Annotated in this window: 15 protein-coding genes, 1 tRNA gene and 1 pseudogene; 9 read left to right on the top strand and 8 right to left on the bottom strand. The window is 33.3% G+C overall.

Going from position 1 to position 14,519, the window contains the following annotated elements; genetic code table 11:
- Nucleotide 1 precedes the first annotated feature (1 nt).
- Nucleotides 2–86, bottom strand: a tRNA-Leu gene (locus AAGD36_RS02015).
- 89 nt (nucleotides 87–175) lie between these two features.
- Between AAGD36_RS02015 and AAGD36_RS02020 the strand changes: the two genes are divergently transcribed.
- The 3 genes from AAGD36_RS02020 to AAGD36_RS02030 all read left to right on the top strand — a co-directional run bounded on the left by AAGD36_RS02020 (nucleotide 176) and on the right by AAGD36_RS02030 (nucleotide 3,060).
- Nucleotides 176–370: a hypothetical protein gene (locus AAGD36_RS02020; protein ID WP_341755722.1), complete on the top strand. Its 195-nt coding sequence runs from the start codon at nucleotides 176–178 to the stop codon at nucleotides 368–370.
- A 256-nt stretch (nucleotides 371–626) separates the two neighbouring features.
- Nucleotides 627–2,003 (top strand): hypothetical protein, encoded by a 1,377-nt coding sequence (locus tag AAGD36_RS02025; RefSeq protein ID WP_341755723.1) that lies wholly within the window; start codon nucleotides 627–629, stop codon nucleotides 2,001–2,003.
- A gap of 322 nt (nucleotides 2,004–2,325) precedes the next feature.
- Nucleotides 2,326–3,060, top strand: a complete 735-nt coding sequence (locus AAGD36_RS02030) for a Bax inhibitor-1/YccA family protein (protein ID WP_341755724.1) — start codon at nucleotides 2,326–2,328, stop codon at nucleotides 3,058–3,060.
- Between the two features lie 344 nt (nucleotides 3,061–3,404).
- Here the strand turns inward: AAGD36_RS02030 and AAGD36_RS02035 are convergent, their stop codons facing one another.
- From AAGD36_RS02035 to ubiG, 3 genes are read right to left on the bottom strand one after another with little or no spacing between them, the layout of a single operon-like run.
- Nucleotides 3,405–4,001 carry a DUF6314 family protein gene (locus AAGD36_RS02035; protein WP_341755725.1) on the bottom strand — a complete coding sequence of 199 codons (597 nt, stop codon included), beginning with the start codon at nucleotides 3,999–4,001 and terminating at the stop codon, nucleotides 3,405–3,407.
- Nucleotides 3,983–5,392, bottom strand: a complete 1,410-nt coding sequence (gene gltX / locus AAGD36_RS02040) for a glutamate--tRNA ligase (RefSeq protein ID WP_341755980.1) — start codon at nucleotides 5,390–5,392, stop codon at nucleotides 3,983–3,985. Before gltX ends, AAGD36_RS02035 begins: the two co-directional genes overlap by 19 nt.
- Nucleotides 5,393–5,405: 13 nt before the next feature.
- Nucleotides 5,406–6,164: a bifunctional 2-polyprenyl-6-hydroxyphenol methylase/3-demethylubiquinol 3-O-methyltransferase UbiG gene (gene ubiG, locus AAGD36_RS02045; protein ID WP_341755726.1), complete on the bottom strand. Its 759-nt coding sequence runs from the start codon at nucleotides 6,162–6,164 to the stop codon at nucleotides 5,406–5,408.
- Nucleotides 6,165–6,260: 96 nt separating this feature from the next.
- Between ubiG and AAGD36_RS02050 the strand changes: the two genes are divergently transcribed.
- Complete coding sequence (locus tag AAGD36_RS02050) at nucleotides 6,261–7,046, top strand: metal ABC transporter permease (protein WP_341747497.1); 786 nt, start codon at nucleotides 6,261–6,263, stop codon at nucleotides 7,044–7,046.
- A gap of 256 nt (nucleotides 7,047–7,302) precedes the next feature.
- On the opposite strand, the gene mutM is transcribed toward AAGD36_RS02050, so the two are convergent.
- On the bottom strand, nucleotides 7,303–8,121 hold the full coding sequence (gene mutM / locus AAGD36_RS02055) for a bifunctional DNA-formamidopyrimidine glycosylase/DNA-(apurinic or apyrimidinic site) lyase (RefSeq protein ID WP_341755727.1): 819 nt from the start codon (nucleotides 8,119–8,121) through the stop codon (nucleotides 7,303–7,305).
- A 77-nt stretch (nucleotides 8,122–8,198) separates the two neighbouring features.
- On the opposite strand from mutM, the gene ubiE reads away from it, so the two are divergent.
- From ubiE to AAGD36_RS02080, 5 genes are all read left to right on the top strand, one after another.
- Nucleotides 8,199–8,963, top strand: coding sequence for a bifunctional demethylmenaquinone methyltransferase/2-methoxy-6-polyprenyl-1,4-benzoquinol methylase UbiE (gene ubiE, locus AAGD36_RS02060; protein ID WP_341755728.1), 765 nt, complete (start codon nucleotides 8,199–8,201; stop codon nucleotides 8,961–8,963).
- Nucleotides 8,964–8,968: 5 nt separating this feature from the next.
- Nucleotides 8,969–9,154, top strand: coding sequence for a hypothetical protein (locus AAGD36_RS02065; protein WP_341755729.1), 186 nt, complete (start codon nucleotides 8,969–8,971; stop codon nucleotides 9,152–9,154).
- Nucleotides 9,155–9,331: 177 nt separating this feature from the next.
- Nucleotides 9,332–10,438: a hypothetical protein gene (locus AAGD36_RS02070; RefSeq protein WP_341755730.1), complete on the top strand. Its 1,107-nt coding sequence runs from the start codon at nucleotides 9,332–9,334 to the stop codon at nucleotides 10,436–10,438.
- Between the two features lie 39 nt (nucleotides 10,439–10,477).
- Nucleotides 10,478–11,137, top strand: a complete 660-nt coding sequence (locus AAGD36_RS02075) for a hypothetical protein (RefSeq protein ID WP_341755731.1) — start codon at nucleotides 10,478–10,480, stop codon at nucleotides 11,135–11,137.
- 86 nt (nucleotides 11,138–11,223) lie between these two features.
- Entirely contained in the window at nucleotides 11,224–11,955 is a 732-nt protein-coding gene (locus tag AAGD36_RS02080; protein WP_341755732.1) for an HD domain-containing protein, read from the top strand.
- Here the strand turns inward: AAGD36_RS02080 and AAGD36_RS02085 are convergent.
- The 3 genes and pseudogenes from AAGD36_RS02085 to AAGD36_RS02095 form a co-directional block, all read right to left on the bottom strand.
- The gene (locus AAGD36_RS02085) at nucleotides 11,876–13,201 is read right to left on the bottom strand and encodes an MFS transporter (RefSeq protein WP_341755733.1); all 1,326 of its coding nucleotides are present in this window, start codon (nucleotides 13,199–13,201) and stop codon (nucleotides 11,876–11,878) included. The two genes, AAGD36_RS02080 and AAGD36_RS02085, sit on opposite strands and share 80 nt — an antisense overlap.
- A 397-nt stretch (nucleotides 13,202–13,598) precedes the next feature.
- On the bottom strand, nucleotides 13,599–13,859 hold the full coding sequence (locus AAGD36_RS02090; RefSeq protein ID WP_341755734.1) for a hypothetical protein: 261 nt from the start codon (nucleotides 13,857–13,859) through the stop codon (nucleotides 13,599–13,601).
- Between the two features lie 306 nt (nucleotides 13,860–14,165).
- A pseudogene (locus AAGD36_RS02095) lies at nucleotides 14,166–14,444 on the bottom strand (transposase); the annotation flags it as partial.
- Nucleotides 14,445–14,519 lie beyond the last annotated feature (75 nt).

Consider the following 14,519-nt stretch of genomic DNA (forward strand, 5'->3'; position numbering starts at 1 on the left):
ATGGTACCTCTGACCGGACTTGAACCAGCACGCCTTTTGAGCTGTAGATTTTGAGTCTACCGTGTCTACCATTCCACCACAGAGGCATTAAATCCCTAAAAATTAGATCATATTTTTTAAAGTTTTGTAGACAAAATAGCAATATCTTTGTATCATGTAAATAACTAAATTAGACTTGCTGCATAAATCAAAGAAGCTTTCGGGATTTTTAGGAGAAACGAAGCCGGCTACCTTCGCGTACACAGACGTACGTGAGGAGCGGAGGCGAGTTTCGACGACAAAATCACCAACTAGATTGACTTATGCAGTAAGTCTATTGCCTTGGACTAAATTCCGTTACAAATTCGAGAACGGAAATAACGATCTATAAGACCATTAGATAGAAATGTTCATACAACCTAAATTATTCTTGTCATATTTGTTATCTTATCTTGACAAAGTGATAAAAAGCATAGTTAATTTTAATTAATTAAGGTTTCTTATGAAAAATATATCCAACCCAAAACCAGTTTCTGTTAGTTACAAGAACATAGACCTGAGAAATCCTAAAAAAAAAAGCAAAATTAATAACACAGCTAAGAAAAAAGAATGTCGATGCTCTTGATTTATCTAATAGTAAGGTTCAATTGGACAAAGAGATATTAGAGGCTATTATAGAAAATCCAATTTCCGAGCTTAATTTATCTAGTAACGATTTGGGAGATAACGGAGCTAAGGAAGTGGCAGGCATTATTCAGAATAGTACTAAGCTTAAGATTCTAAAGTTAAGTAATAACAAAATTGGAAGTGAGGGCATGGGAGCTTTGTCATCCGCTTTTGATCATAATGAAACTGTTACTGATCTTGATCTATCGAATAATTATCTAGGAGATGAAGGAGCTAAAGAAGTTGCAACACTTCTTACTAATAATTCTACTATTACTGATATAAATTTAGATCATAACGAAATTAGAATAGATGGCATGGTATATTTACCACAACCTCTTTTGAATCGAGACTCTACTAAAATTTCTTTAGCTTCTGCTGATATTCCAGAACAAGTTATTGCAGATTTTGCAAAAATGTTGCAACATAGTAACAACGTACACTCAATTAACTTCGTGGATAAAGAGCAAAATAATAAGAAAGCAGTGTATGCTCAAAAATTATTTGATACTATAATTAAAATTAAAGTTTCCAATGGTCTTGATAAAGAAAGTCAGAAAGAATTTAATAACCTAGTTTGGGAATGTATTGTCCCAGATCCCAAGTGGAAAGATCTTTTTAAGAACTTAGTGACAGACTCTAAGGAATCTTACTCATTTGACCTGCGTACTCCTGATACAGACGGAACGTTAATGATATACAAAATTGCTAATACTGATATAGTCAAATTTCTTGTCAATCATAAACCAGCAAATAAATCAGAAGTAGTGCAACAAGGCGAGCTACCTCCACCAAATGAGAAATGGTTCGACAGAACAGTAAGAGACGACGCTCTGCCATTAGAGAATGCTGCTGCTCCGAATGTAACAGAATCACTTTTGACATCAGTAGTAGGTAATGAAGACCTGGAAGGAGCGTATGCACGGCTTAATAATATTCTAGATGCGCCTAGTCCATTACAGAGAATGCAGGCAAGATATCTACGAGAGTATAATCTCGTAGACACACTTACTCCTAGTTCAGAAGAAGGGGTAGAAATGCATACAATAATTGGAGATCATCCTGACCCACTAGATATGACAATTTTAGGTAATGATAACTCACATCCTGACCCACTAGATATGACAATTCTTCATGGTCAAGATGTAACAACAGATAGATTATCGTCCGTTGCTCCTAAAAAAGTTACACTAGGATATAAAGATAACCAAAAAATGCAAGCAGAGTTAATAAAAGATCTGGGAAAAGCTATGTCTCCATATATGGCTTCCACATCTCAAAGTAATGCTACACCCAATGCACCCAATACACCAAATATAGGCAAAAAACATGAGCCATCTAGTGGTTTAAAAAGATAATTTAATAAAAACTCATAGGATCGATATCTACTTTTAATTTTATAAATCTTACATTTGACATAAAAGATGATATAGACAAGGGCTATCTAGCTGACTTGGAAGATAATTTATCTAAAAATAGAAGTGCTAATAATAGACTTACTGCATAAGTCTATTAATCTAGGAAACTAAATTATAAAATTTCTTCTCTAATCTTTTCTTTGCTTTTATAAACGTTTCATGATAATTTAAATAAATATTTCACGATTTTCTTCTTGAAAAGAAAAGGTATGAAGCTTATACTATTATAGTATAAATAATAACATGACTCATGGGGTTTCTTATGATTGATTACACAAAGACTTTTACTGCTACTCAGAAAACATATGATGTCGGACTGAGAGAATATATGCTTAAGGTCTATAATTATATGGCGTTAGCTCTTGTGCTAACTGGAATGATGGCTTTTGCTACTATATCATTTGAGCCATTAACTAGGCTTTTATTTCAAATTGAAGCAAATGGACAGTTCATGGGCTATACCGGCTTGGGGACATTGGTAATGATTTCCCCTGTGGGAATTGCTTTGTACTTCTTTATGGGATTTGGCAAAATGAGTTTAGATACTACTAAAGTATTGTTTTGGGTTTATGCTGCTTTAACTGGTATATCTTTGGCATCCCTCGGATTTATCTATACAGGAGAGTCAATTGCTCGAACTTTCTTTATTTGTGCATCTGTTTTTGGCGCAATGAGCCTTTATGGCTATACTACCAATAGGGATTTGACATCAATGGGTTCATTTCTTATCATGGGGTTATTTGGTCTTATCATTGTGTCACTAGTCAACATATTTTTACAAAGCTCAGCTATATATTTTGCAACATCTCTCATTGGGGTTGGTATATTTATGGGTATTATTGCATGGGATACTCAAAAAATTAAGTCTATGTATTTTATGTCTGGAGGTGGAGAGTTAGGGCAAAAAATGTCCATAATGGCCGCTTTTAATTTGTATTTAGACTTTATTAATTTGTTCTTAAATCTTCTAAGATTCTTTGGTAATAGAAGAAACTAGTATTACAGTTGTAGTTATACAGAGCTGTTATCTCCGTGAAAGCACAACAGTTGTGAGTTAAAAAAGTCTATTAGCGAAGTGCTGTTGTTAAATCGTCATTGCGAGGAGTCGCTGCAAGCGGCGACGTGGCAATCCAAAAATTGCAGTGGCAAAAAATAAAACAGCAAGCTGTTTATTTGGACTGCCACGCCACTTTGTGGCTCGCGATGATGGTATGGACTCCGCCCAAAACCCATCAATGGACTTCGTCCATATATGACGATTATAGAAAAATGTAGGGTGCTATACCTTTAAACTGCCCTAGGGTGACATTGAAGGTACGGTAATGTTACATTATATTGAGTTCAAGCTATTCTAGTAAAACTAGTTTTTATCGTATAATTTTTGTTAGGACCTAAAACTTTATAACTCAGTTCAAAAGAATTCTTATTTAAAAATGTGTAATTAGCTTGATAAATATCCAAGTTGCATTGATGTGTACCTTTAGCCTGAACTTTATCCTGAAAAGGAATATTAGAGATAAAATGTAATTGGTAAAATAAACCATTGTTATTTTCATTAACAAAATATTTAACAATTTTGTTTTGCTCTAGAGAGTATAGATACTCCTTAAAAGCTTTTACCCTATTGGTATTACCATAATATTCAACATCAAGCTCCTCTCTGTATAATATACGTGAATGAGCTGAGCTATGTCCTTTATCTTCTATAAAGTAAGCGATTCCTTTAGCTGTACCATAATTGCCTAAAATTCTCGTAATAGCATATGTTCCAACTAGGTTATGAAATATATACTCTTCTACTTTGAAGAATTGTTTCTTTGTAAATACTTGCTGGGAATTCACGTACTCACGTACTTCGTGTATAGCTAGTCCGCTCACCCCTTGTTTATTGTCCCCATTCATAGGATCATTTAAATCTATTAAATCATTTGAGTACATTTCAACCTAGCAATAGCATTTTCTTTACCAATTATGGCGATAATTTCAAAAATACTTGGGGAAGCAGTCATGCCTGTTATTAGAGATCTAATGGATTGCATGAGATCTGCAAGTTTAATATTATTATTCTTGGCTATTTCTTTAAATTTTATTTGAATTGAGTCTTTATCAGAATTTTGTAAATTCTTTAATTCCTCAATAACTTGCTCTAGCAAATTTTTATCACAATTCTTGATTATCTCTTTGGCTTCCTCAGAGTAGATAATAGGAACGTTAATCAAGTAAATCTTGGCTAGTTCAGCTAATTCGACTAAATTTGTGCTTCTTATTTTCAAGTTTGGCATTGCTTGCTTAATATATTCCGTTTCTTCCGTGGTGATTTTATAAGTTTTTTGCAAATTCTCACAAATCATTTTTGTTAATAGCTTAGCATCAAGCTGACGTAGATAATGAGCGTTTAAATTATCCATTTTGGCAAAATCAAGACGAGAAGGTGATTTGCCAAGGCCTTCAATGTTAAACCATTCTATAGCTTGTTGTCTTGAAATAATCTCATTATCTTTGTGACTCCATCCTAACCTTAGTAAATAATTACACAAGCTCTCGGGTAAATATCCCATATCTTGGTATGCTTTTATTCCAAGAGCTCCATGTCTTTTAGATAATTTTGCCCCGTCATCACCATGTATTAACGGTATATGTACCATATGTGGTACATGCCAACCAAAGGCTTGATAAAGTATGATTTGACGAGCAGCGTTAGTTAAATGGTCATCCCCCCTGATAATATGGGTAATCTGCATATCGTGGTCGTCCACTACTACCGCCAACATATAGGTGCTACTTCCATCGCTACGTAACAGCACCATATCATCTAGGTGGGAGTTTTCAATGGTAACATCCCCTTGTAAAGCATCATGGATAGTTGTATAGCCAGTTCTTGGAGCTTTCAGCCTAATCACTGCTTTTGTGGATTGATAACCTTTCGGAAAGTTACAAGGGTCAGCATCTCGCCAAGGACTTTGAAATAAAAAATGTTGTTTATTAGCTATAGCATTATCTCGCTGCCGATCTATTTCTTCTTGAGGTGTAAAACAATAATAAGCTTTTCCTTCATCTAGTAATTTCAGAGCTGCTTTTTTGTATAAATCATTTCTTTTAGACTGAAAAATCACTTCACCGTCCCAGTCTAAGCCAAGCCATTTCAAACCAGAAAATATAGCATTTACTGCATCTTCGGTTGATCTTGTTTTATCAGTATCCTCAATTCGAAGTAGAAATTTGCCATTATGGTGTTTGGCAAATAAATAATTAAACAATGCTGTCCTTGCCCCGCCAATATGCAAGAAGCCAGTAGGGGAGGGGGCGAATCTAGTAATTATAGTCATAATATTTCCTTGAAAGTTAATCTAGAGCGAGTTCTGCAAGAGGTCTAGTTAAATAAGCAAAATAATTTACCTCTATATCATCACTCAACTGCCAACTTCTATTGACGATATTATAGGTTAAGCCCTTAAGTTCTTTAAGTTCTATGTTATTTTTACTAAACATAGAATAAATTTCAGATGGTTTAAGAAATTTACTATGGTCATGGGTTTTTTTGGGTATCCAACTAAGCACGTATTCTGCCATCAAAATAGCTAACATATAAGCTTTTACAGTACGGTTAATTGTTGAAATTATAATCATGCCATTTGGTTTTACTAAATTAGCAAGGTTTTTTACAAAATCACTAGGATTGTCTATATGTTCCATAACTTCTAAACATAGTACCACATCATACTGTTTGCTATTTGAGTATACTAATTCCTCAGCAGTCGATTTAAGATATTGTATATTCAAATTTTCTTCTTCAGCATGCTTCATCGCAATATCTATATTACTTTGTAGTGCATCTATGCCAGTAATTGTGCCATTTAGTTTACAGAGAGCAGAGGTAATTAATCCCCCGCCACATCCTACGTCTAAAATATCTAATTTTGAAGGTAGTACTACATCATCATCTATATTATAATGATCTTTTATCTTATCTATTATGTAACCAAGACGAATAGGATTTATTTGATGAAGAATTTTAAACTCTCCATCTTCCTGCCACCACCCGCTAGAAATTTTACTAAACTTTTCTAGTTCTATTTGATTAATAGAAGATTTTGTAGACATATTTCTTTACTGGTTATAGAATCCATTCCTAATATACCATAGAAATCATGAAGCACTAAGTGCTATTCTCAAATTATCTAGCAAAAATCGTATAAAATGACTATAATAATATTAACTATAATTCTAATCAGTCTAATTTTTGCTCCTCTTGGTTGTATAAGCTTATGGAAAAAATATATTTATTTTGGTGATGGTCTTTCGCACGCGAGTTTACTGGCTGGAAGTATTAGTATCCTTGTCCATTTGCCTGTTGTTTATTCAGGACTAGTTGTTGCCGTTATATTTGCTATCTTGGTGTTTACGTTAAAACATAGGTCAGGTGGTAGTAGCGTGGTAATGTTAATATCAAGTTTTATGTTATCTTTAGCCTTAGTAGTAGGTTATATGTACCCACTACAGATTAAGATCACTAACCTATTATTTGGCGATATTTTATCTGCCTCTTTAAATGATATATTAACCTTATCAATTATACTTATATTCGTTATTTCTTTCGTTTGGTATTTCTATAGCCAAATTATTCTAATTGTCATTAATAGAGATATTGCACAAATTAAAGGGGTGAAAGTAAGAACGATTGAATTGGCATTTTTGTTACTGTTATCTTTATCAGTATTCTTGACTATTAAGATTGTTGGGGCATTACTCGTTACTAGTATTTTGCTGATTCCAGCCATGACTGCTAGGATGATTTCTAGTAATCCAGTACAAATGATTATCAATTCAGTTATCGTAGCTTTAATTGTAGACTTCCTTGGCTTAGTAGTGTCATTATATCTTGACATACCAATTACCCCAATAATTACGGTAATAAACACCATAGTTTATTGTTTATTCTATATAATTTCACGGGCAAATAAAACAGGATTTTTTAGATTATAGTCAATTGATGAGAATTTGGTGACGTCGTCTTCGATCGCTTCCCTATTATCTAGAGGCTTCGTTCCATCGTTCCTGCTATCCAATTCTCCTGAATTGATTATACTGCTCGTAAATGAAGAGTTGGCAGACGATAGTATAACTTCAAGAAGAGCTAGGAGTGTCAAAGTCGAGCAGCGGAGCGTACATGAGTAACGGAGCAGCTTCGATCTTTAGACACGACAACGCCAATTCTTGAAGTTCACCGAGTATATATCTCTTATTTTTGGCAAATAGAACAATAGAAACTAGTTCTGCCGGATTGTTTTATTTTCCTTATTATTCCCTCGCAGTTTAGACATTTTTGATTTTCTCGTGCATAGACCTGTAATTCTTGTTGGAAGTAACCAGGTTTACTATCACCGCTAACAAAATCTTTGAGAGTAGTACCTCCTGCTGATATTGCCTTTGTTAAAACATTTTTAATGGCTAATACCAAATTACTTACTTCCTTGTTTGACAAACTACTACCCAGTCTGCTTGGGTGTATTTTAGCAATAAAAAGGCTCTCAGAAGCATATATATTACCAACACCGACAATAATCCGATTATCCATTAATAAATTTTTTATCGGAACAAAGCGATTCAATAATTTTGTTTTTAGATACTCATCAGACATATCATTTGACAAAGGTTCTACACCTAAATTTAGTAAAAATTTTTCTTGGGCAAGGTTTGTTAGCATACTATAAATCATCCCGAAACGTCGTGGATCATTAAAAACTAATTTCTCGCAAGTTGTCAAAGATATAACTACGTGATCATGCGTTTGTAGCCTATAATCACTAGGTTGTAGGGTCAGCCTACCAGTCATGCCAAGATGTACAATAATGGAATAATAATTATCCAAATCTATTAGCAAATATTTTGCTCTACGTCTTAAAGCTACAATTCTTGCTGACTCTACATTTGACTCTAACTGATCGCTTAGTTTATAGCGTATATCATCTCGTTTCTTATCGAGTTTATTGATGGTAGCCCCTACTATTCGCTGTTCTAGACAACGTTTTAATGTTTCAACCTCAGGAAGTTCTGGCATTTTTACATTTTAACACTATTAATAATTCATTATATATCATAATATAACATATAAACAACTTAGCACTAAGTAGTAATATGAAAAATAATGATAACCTATCTGAGCAAGTAAATTTTGGCTTCTCAAAAGTGAGCTTTGATCAGAAAAGAGATTTAGTTAAAGATATCTTTTCTAGTGTTGCTAATAAATATGATGTAATGAATGACTTAATGAGTTTGGGAGTACATCGTTTGTGGAAAGATGAATTTGTTAGGCAAATTCCCAATTTAAAATCAAATATATTGGATGTGGCAAGTGGCACAGGTGATATAGCTTTTAGAATAATAAAGCGAGCATCGGCAAAAAATATATTAGTGCAGTTGACAATGTGTGATATAAATCATGATATGCTGGAGGTAGCACGTCACAAAGCTATTGATAGTAATATATTACAGGGATTAGAGTATGTCATCGCTGATGCAGAAAGCTTACCTTTTGCTGATAATAGTTTCGATTATTATACTATAGCATTTGGTATTAGGAATGTGGCAAAAATTGACAATGCCTTAAAAGAAGCATATCGAGTACTAAAACCTGGGGGTAAATTTTTATGTTTAGAATTTTCTAAAGTGGAATACGATTGTCTGAAGCAATTATACCAATTTTATTCGTTTAATATTATTCCTAAGATTGGTAAAATTATAGCAAACAACGAATCAGCTTATCAATATTTGGTGGAAAGTATTAATGTATTCCCAGAGCAGGAGAGTTTTGCAATTATGCTAAAAGATGTCGGCTTTACTGATGTTAGTTATAAGAATCTTACTTTAGGTGTTGCTGCTATTCATAGTGCTTATAAATAATAGACTTGCTGCATAAATCAAAGATAGTTGAGGGATTTTTAGGAGAAACGAAGCCGGCTACCTTCGCGTACACAGACGTACGTGAGGAGCGGAGGCGAGTTTCGACGACAAAATCACCAACTAGATTGACTTATGCAGTAAGTCTAATGAAGATGTTGCTAAAATATCAAGGGAGATCAGAGAGTTATTGACCATCATTCACATATACCATGCTAGTGAATTATTGGATATTGTTTTTATAGATAAAAAAATATTAGAAATTAATAATAATTACAATTTAAGAATGCTTGACTAATAATTTAGTATTAGTTTTAATAATAAAATAGTTAACCAAACCCTAATATGGTGAAATATAAGTGAAATATAAAATGACCAGTGATTTAGATAATGATGCTTCTAAGAGGAATTTCATTAAAAAAGAGTATGAAAAACTTGAGGGGAGGGTACGTAATGCTACTTCAAGGACGCAATTAGCTTTGATTATAGCTGATGCTGGTAGTTTAGCTTTAATGGCTAGTCAGCTAGGGATAGATATTGGAATACTAGAATTAATAGCAACTGCAGTAAGTAAAACTCTTGATTATGAAACAACTGAGCAAATCCAAGTTGTGGATTTCAATGAGGGCATAAGATTAGCAAAAGAACAAGAAAAAATTGATAGAGAGCATAAAGTTCAAGGCATTTATAAAGCTTTTGATTCTTTTTATGATGATTCTCTTAATAGACAAAGGAAAGATAATGAAAGTTTACACGAAATCTTTGAAGCTACAAAAGCAGGTCGGAAACTTACTGAGGAAGAAAAGCAGAAATTTAGTAAAACACCTGAACAAATAAAAGAAGAAAACGCTCGTAGTAAACACATGCGGCTAACTAAAAAGCTTGCTAAAATAGAACGAGAACATCACTCTAATGAAATAAAGAAAATTGAGGAATGTGAGGAGCAAGTTAAGCATTTATCAGAGGATCACCCGGAAAGAGTCTTGTTGGCTAATCAGAAAAAACATCATGAAGATTACTGTAATTTAGTTAATAAGAAAATAGATCAGTACAAAGCATACAAGCAAGGAATAAAACAACAGGCTTACAATATTTGTCTTAATAAAGAGTTAGCTGAGAACAATAGATGTAACGAAGATGCGGCACAATTTTGGGAGGAAGTATTTCATAAGGTATACGATGTTACTCCAGAGGAAATGGCTAAAAAGTTAACTCCAATGGAAAAACAGCCCCAAACTTTTATTACTTTGCCTCCTTCAAAAGCTAGAAGTACATTATCGTCAAAAATCCTAGCCATTCCAGCATCTCAACAAGAGTTAGATACAAAACAAATAATTTCTGATTATAAGTTAGAGAAACATATGGGAATATTAAGTGGTAAAGAAAATAAGGACACTCAATTACAAAGAACAAATTCTATAAATCTTAATAACCCAAAGGATAAAGATACTAGCAAAGGTAGAGGTGGAAGAGATTAGCAGAATTAAAGGATTTAAAGATAAATAATAGGTATTATTATGGCAAAATCAACATCACAAAATAAACTTACCTCTGAACATCATCACCGTTGGGGAGAGTACTATTATGGCTTAGCTGCTGATATGGAAGATCAGGATGCACCACAAAGCAAAATAGATGCAAGTTGGAAAATGGCTGCTATGGAATTTTGGTTTGCATTAACTTTAGGTAGTGAAAAAGCTCCTCTCTCCTTGTTTAAGTGTTTTAGACAAGGTGTTGGTGTAGAGAAAGATCCTTATATGAGAGATCTCATGTATGGTGCAGCACTACAGCTTACACCTCAAGACTGTGCTGATAAGGTTAAACCTGAAAATAAACCAATAATTGCTAAATCTATGCAACCTAAAATCGATGCACTAGTAAAATTAGTAAAAAAGACTCATTCTCAACTTCCTGCTGAGGGAGTGGATCTAAAGGTATTTAATGAGCAAATAACTAAATTCAATCACGCCATCAAACTACCATCAGGCAAGCCAATACAGAGTTGTTTTATTGAAAAAAGTGCTAAAGCTACTTCTAAAGAAAAAGATTTAAAGTCCAAAGCATTAGAATTAACAAAGAATCTGTCAAATCAGAATAAACCAACCACAACTACTATGAACCATGTACCTAGAAAGGCTAATAAATCTTCATCTAGAATTGGTTGTATTATATCATAAATCTTTATACAAAAAAATATTAAATGCTTTAAATAGTCGAAATTCTAGTTTATAATGACTTTAGCATTAAAATATTATGGTTTTCTATGGAAAAAATTAACTATTGGGATAATTCAAGATACCAGTATTGTGCATATGCTGAGAGGTTGCTTAATGAATTAATTTTGCTCAATGAAAAAGTAAAGCAACCAATAGATATGTATGAAGTCAAAAAAGGTATCTACTATGCTAAAAAATATCATGGCAGTCAAATTAGGCAGTCTGGTGAGCCTTATTACTCGCATCCGATTGAAGTGGCTTATATGCTTGCCCAGTACACAGCCCTAGAGCTTCCACAATATTTCAGAACAGACATGATTGTTACCGCATTACTACACGACACCATTGAAGATACAACACTTACCGAAAAGATGATTGCCTATATTTTTGGCAGTCAAGTGGCTAGTCAAGTGCAAGACTTGACTAGGGTTAAGCCTCATGGCAAGATTAGCTCGGCGGAAATGGTCGAAATGTTATATAAAGAAAAGAAACATGATGTGCTTTTAGTTAAGTTATTTGACAGATTACATAATATACGAACGGTTAGTGCTAAATCACCGGAGAAAGCTAAAAAGATTATAGAAGAGACCTTACGGTATTTCATAGTTCTAGCAGAATATTTAGGGTTACCTAGCGTATCAAAATTAATACACACATATACTACTATTAATGTATTGACAGATATTGATTTAAATGCAACTAATTTTTCTTATCAAGATAATTACCAGCCGCTTTCTCTAATCTACAAAAATGCATTACACCAAAACTATAACCTATAACCACAGGTATCATTATAATTAATAATCCTATATAGCCAAAAAACTCAACTAAATACACCAGTCCGAATGAAGTTATTATATACATTATAACACGTGATAAAGCATAAGAAAAAGATGGATAAGTAAAACGTCGGAAAATTGATATATGCCTATATGTTATTGGTACTGCTGGCACATAGTCACAGGCAAATAGCATTATACAACATTGAATAAAAAATATAGTATAATGACTAGATGTTTTTGTTATTAACATTGGGGTAAATAACATAACAATTATAAACAAGCATAGTTTAGCTTTGATGATTTTTGGTGGATAAACTTTATAACTTAAAAAAGTCAATACTAACATTCCTATTAATTGAATTATTGAAACAATAAAATTTTGATGAATGATTTGTTCTGAGCTGAATCCAAAATCTTGCTTAAGAATATTACCACAATAAACATAAGCAAAGTAAAAACATACTGGCCAAGCACAATCCATAAAAAACAAAGCTATTATGTTTTTCCTATCACTATTTTTTTCTACAATTCCTTTCCATATAGGATTAGATTTTAAGTCTTTTTTTGAGGCACCTAAAATATTTTCCACCCGTCTTTTTGCGTCAGCAAAATCAGTAGTTTCCTTTAAAGTTGTTCGGGCTATAACACCTATTATAGCTACCCCTGCTCCAAACCAAAATGCTATACGCCAGTTTAAATTATGTAACGTTGTAAAAGATGCAATAGCTAATGCAAATGTACCACCTAATATAGAAAAGACAGAGGTTAATGCTACTACTGGGTATTGGATAGGTGGTTTTGTTATTTCAGTTAAATATAATTGTGCACCTATAAATTCTCCCATAGATGATAAGCCTTGAAGAATTCGACATATTGTAACTAATATAGTAGCAATGAGTCCAACTTCAGCATAAGTTGGAAGAGTAGCCATCACAAAACAGGATAAAGCCATCATAAAAGTTGTAATAATAACAGTCGCCTTACGTCCAATATTATCTCCTATCCAGCCAAATAGCAAAGCTCCAAATGGTCTTAATAAATAAGTAGAACAAAAAGCAAAAGCAGAATAAATTGCTGCAGTATGAGGATCGGCTTTTGGAAAAAATAACTCATTTAACAGTACAGCCATATGAACATAAAGCATCAGATCAAAATATTCCAAAAAAGTCCCAATCGATAGCAATCCAACAGCTTCTTTTTGTTCTTTCGTTAGGCTTCTTTGTTCTTGCTGATATCCTATCATTTATTCACCTTAATATATTTATTAATACTAATAGATAGTGATAATTTGGTTAATTAATAGCAAGAAAAAATAATGCAGAAAATTGAAATAATAAGTCTTGGTTGTAACAATATCACGGTTCTATAAACAAATTAGAAGGGGGAAAAGAGATATTGGCTGTCAAAAGTGCATGACATGTTAGTAAATTATTAAAATAAAATACTAACATTGTTGTTATGTGGATCGAATGATTTAAAGAATTGGCTTCGTAAATACTTGCGAGGAATTTGCGTATTCATTATCTACACTTGGTTGTTCACCCATTGTTTATTGTCCCTATTTTTCAAATCTTCGAGTATATTTGCCCTTGAATTCGATATAAGAATTGAGATTATACTTATTATAGATATATCTACCGCTATAAATCTCGTTTATGTTTATCAATCTCTAGGATATCATCATTTTCTAGCCCTTGTTCTATTGCATGTTTTTCAAACATTGATTGCATCATACTAATATCTTGAAAATTTTCTAGATACTCTTCTAGTTTATCAAGCTCAGTCATACAACTATTCTTATCGCCCTGTTTAAGATGTAATTTGGCTGATTCTACTAGTTGCTGTAATGTACCTAAAACATCCAATTTCATTAGTTCCTTCAGAATCACCTTGCGTAGCATAAATACACCTCTTTAATTATATATCATATTTCTTATGCTATGCTAAGTAGTTTAGATGTCAATAATTTAATTTCTATTGTAATAAATAATTATCTTTAAAGAGTGAAAGTTTAAACCAGTAGTGATATTGTTCAAGAATTTATTATTTCAATTTTCGATATTAGACTTCTTTCGAAACTCTACTTCTGCTGGTGATTTGGACAATGATGCGGTACTTGAATCCGTAACGGAATTAGAGTACGCTGCGGTTCAAGGTGAAGCGTCTCCTTCAAATCCCTCAGCACAAGCGAGTTTCGAAAGAGGTATAATCATGGCATACTCGTTATCAGCATCTTCAGCTAACATTTCAAAAACCTTTTTCCACACACCTGTCTTGCTCCACCTTGAATGACGTAGGTGAATCACTCGAAAATCTCCAAAACGTTCAGGTAGGTCTCTCCAAGGTATGCCAGCCCTATATCGATACAAAACTGCTTCTACAAATAGGCGATTATCTTTGGCTGTACTACCTACAGACTCTTCCCTTCCAGGTAGGTTATTTTTAATCCGCTCCCATTGATCGTCACGTAGTGCATATCGACACATAGAGAAAATTTATCCTTAATTTTTTCTCTATTACACAACACATAAACACTCTTGTCAACTTAATTGATGACACAC

The sequence above is a fragment of the Candidatus Tisiphia endosymbiont of Ptychoptera albimana genome (genome assembly GCF_964026605.1).
GTDB lineage: Bacteria > Pseudomonadota > Alphaproteobacteria > Rickettsiales > Rickettsiaceae > Tisiphia.

Bases quoted from the DNA above. Each gene is read 5' to 3' on its own strand.
- ubiG (WP_341755726.1), bottom strand. From the start codon at position 6,164: ATGTCTACAAAATCTTCTATTAATCAAATAGAACTAGAAAAGTTTAGT.
- AAGD36_RS02085 (WP_341755733.1), bottom strand. From the start codon at position 13,201: ATGATAGGATATCAGCAAGAACAAAGAAGCCTAACGAAAGAACAAAAA.
- AAGD36_RS02030 (WP_341755724.1), top strand. From the start codon at position 2,326: ATGATTGATTACACAAAGACTTTTACTGCTACTCAGAAAACATATGAT.
- AAGD36_RS02075 (WP_341755731.1), top strand. From the start codon at position 10,478: ATGGCAAAATCAACATCACAAAATAAACTTACCTCTGAACATCATCAC.
- AAGD36_RS02050 (WP_341747497.1), top strand. From the start codon at position 6,261: ATGACTATAATAATATTAACTATAATTCTAATCAGTCTAATTTTTGCT.
- AAGD36_RS02070 (WP_341755730.1), top strand. From the start codon at position 9,332: ATGACCAGTGATTTAGATAATGATGCTTCTAAGAGGAATTTCATTAAA.
- mutM (WP_341755727.1), bottom strand. From the start codon at position 8,121: ATGCCAGAACTTCCTGAGGTTGAAACATTAAAACGTTGTCTAGAACAG.
- AAGD36_RS02080 (WP_341755732.1), top strand. From the start codon at position 11,224: ATGGAAAAAATTAACTATTGGGATAATTCAAGATACCAGTATTGTGCA.
- AAGD36_RS02090 (WP_341755734.1), bottom strand. From the start codon at position 13,859: ATGCTACGCAAGGTGATTCTGAAGGAACTAATGAAATTGGATGTTTTA.
- AAGD36_RS02035 (WP_341755725.1), bottom strand. From the start codon at position 4,001: ATGTACTCAAATGATTTAATAGATTTAAATGATCCTATGAATGGGGAC.
- ubiE (WP_341755728.1), top strand. From the start codon at position 8,199: ATGAAAAATAATGATAACCTATCTGAGCAAGTAAATTTTGGCTTCTCA.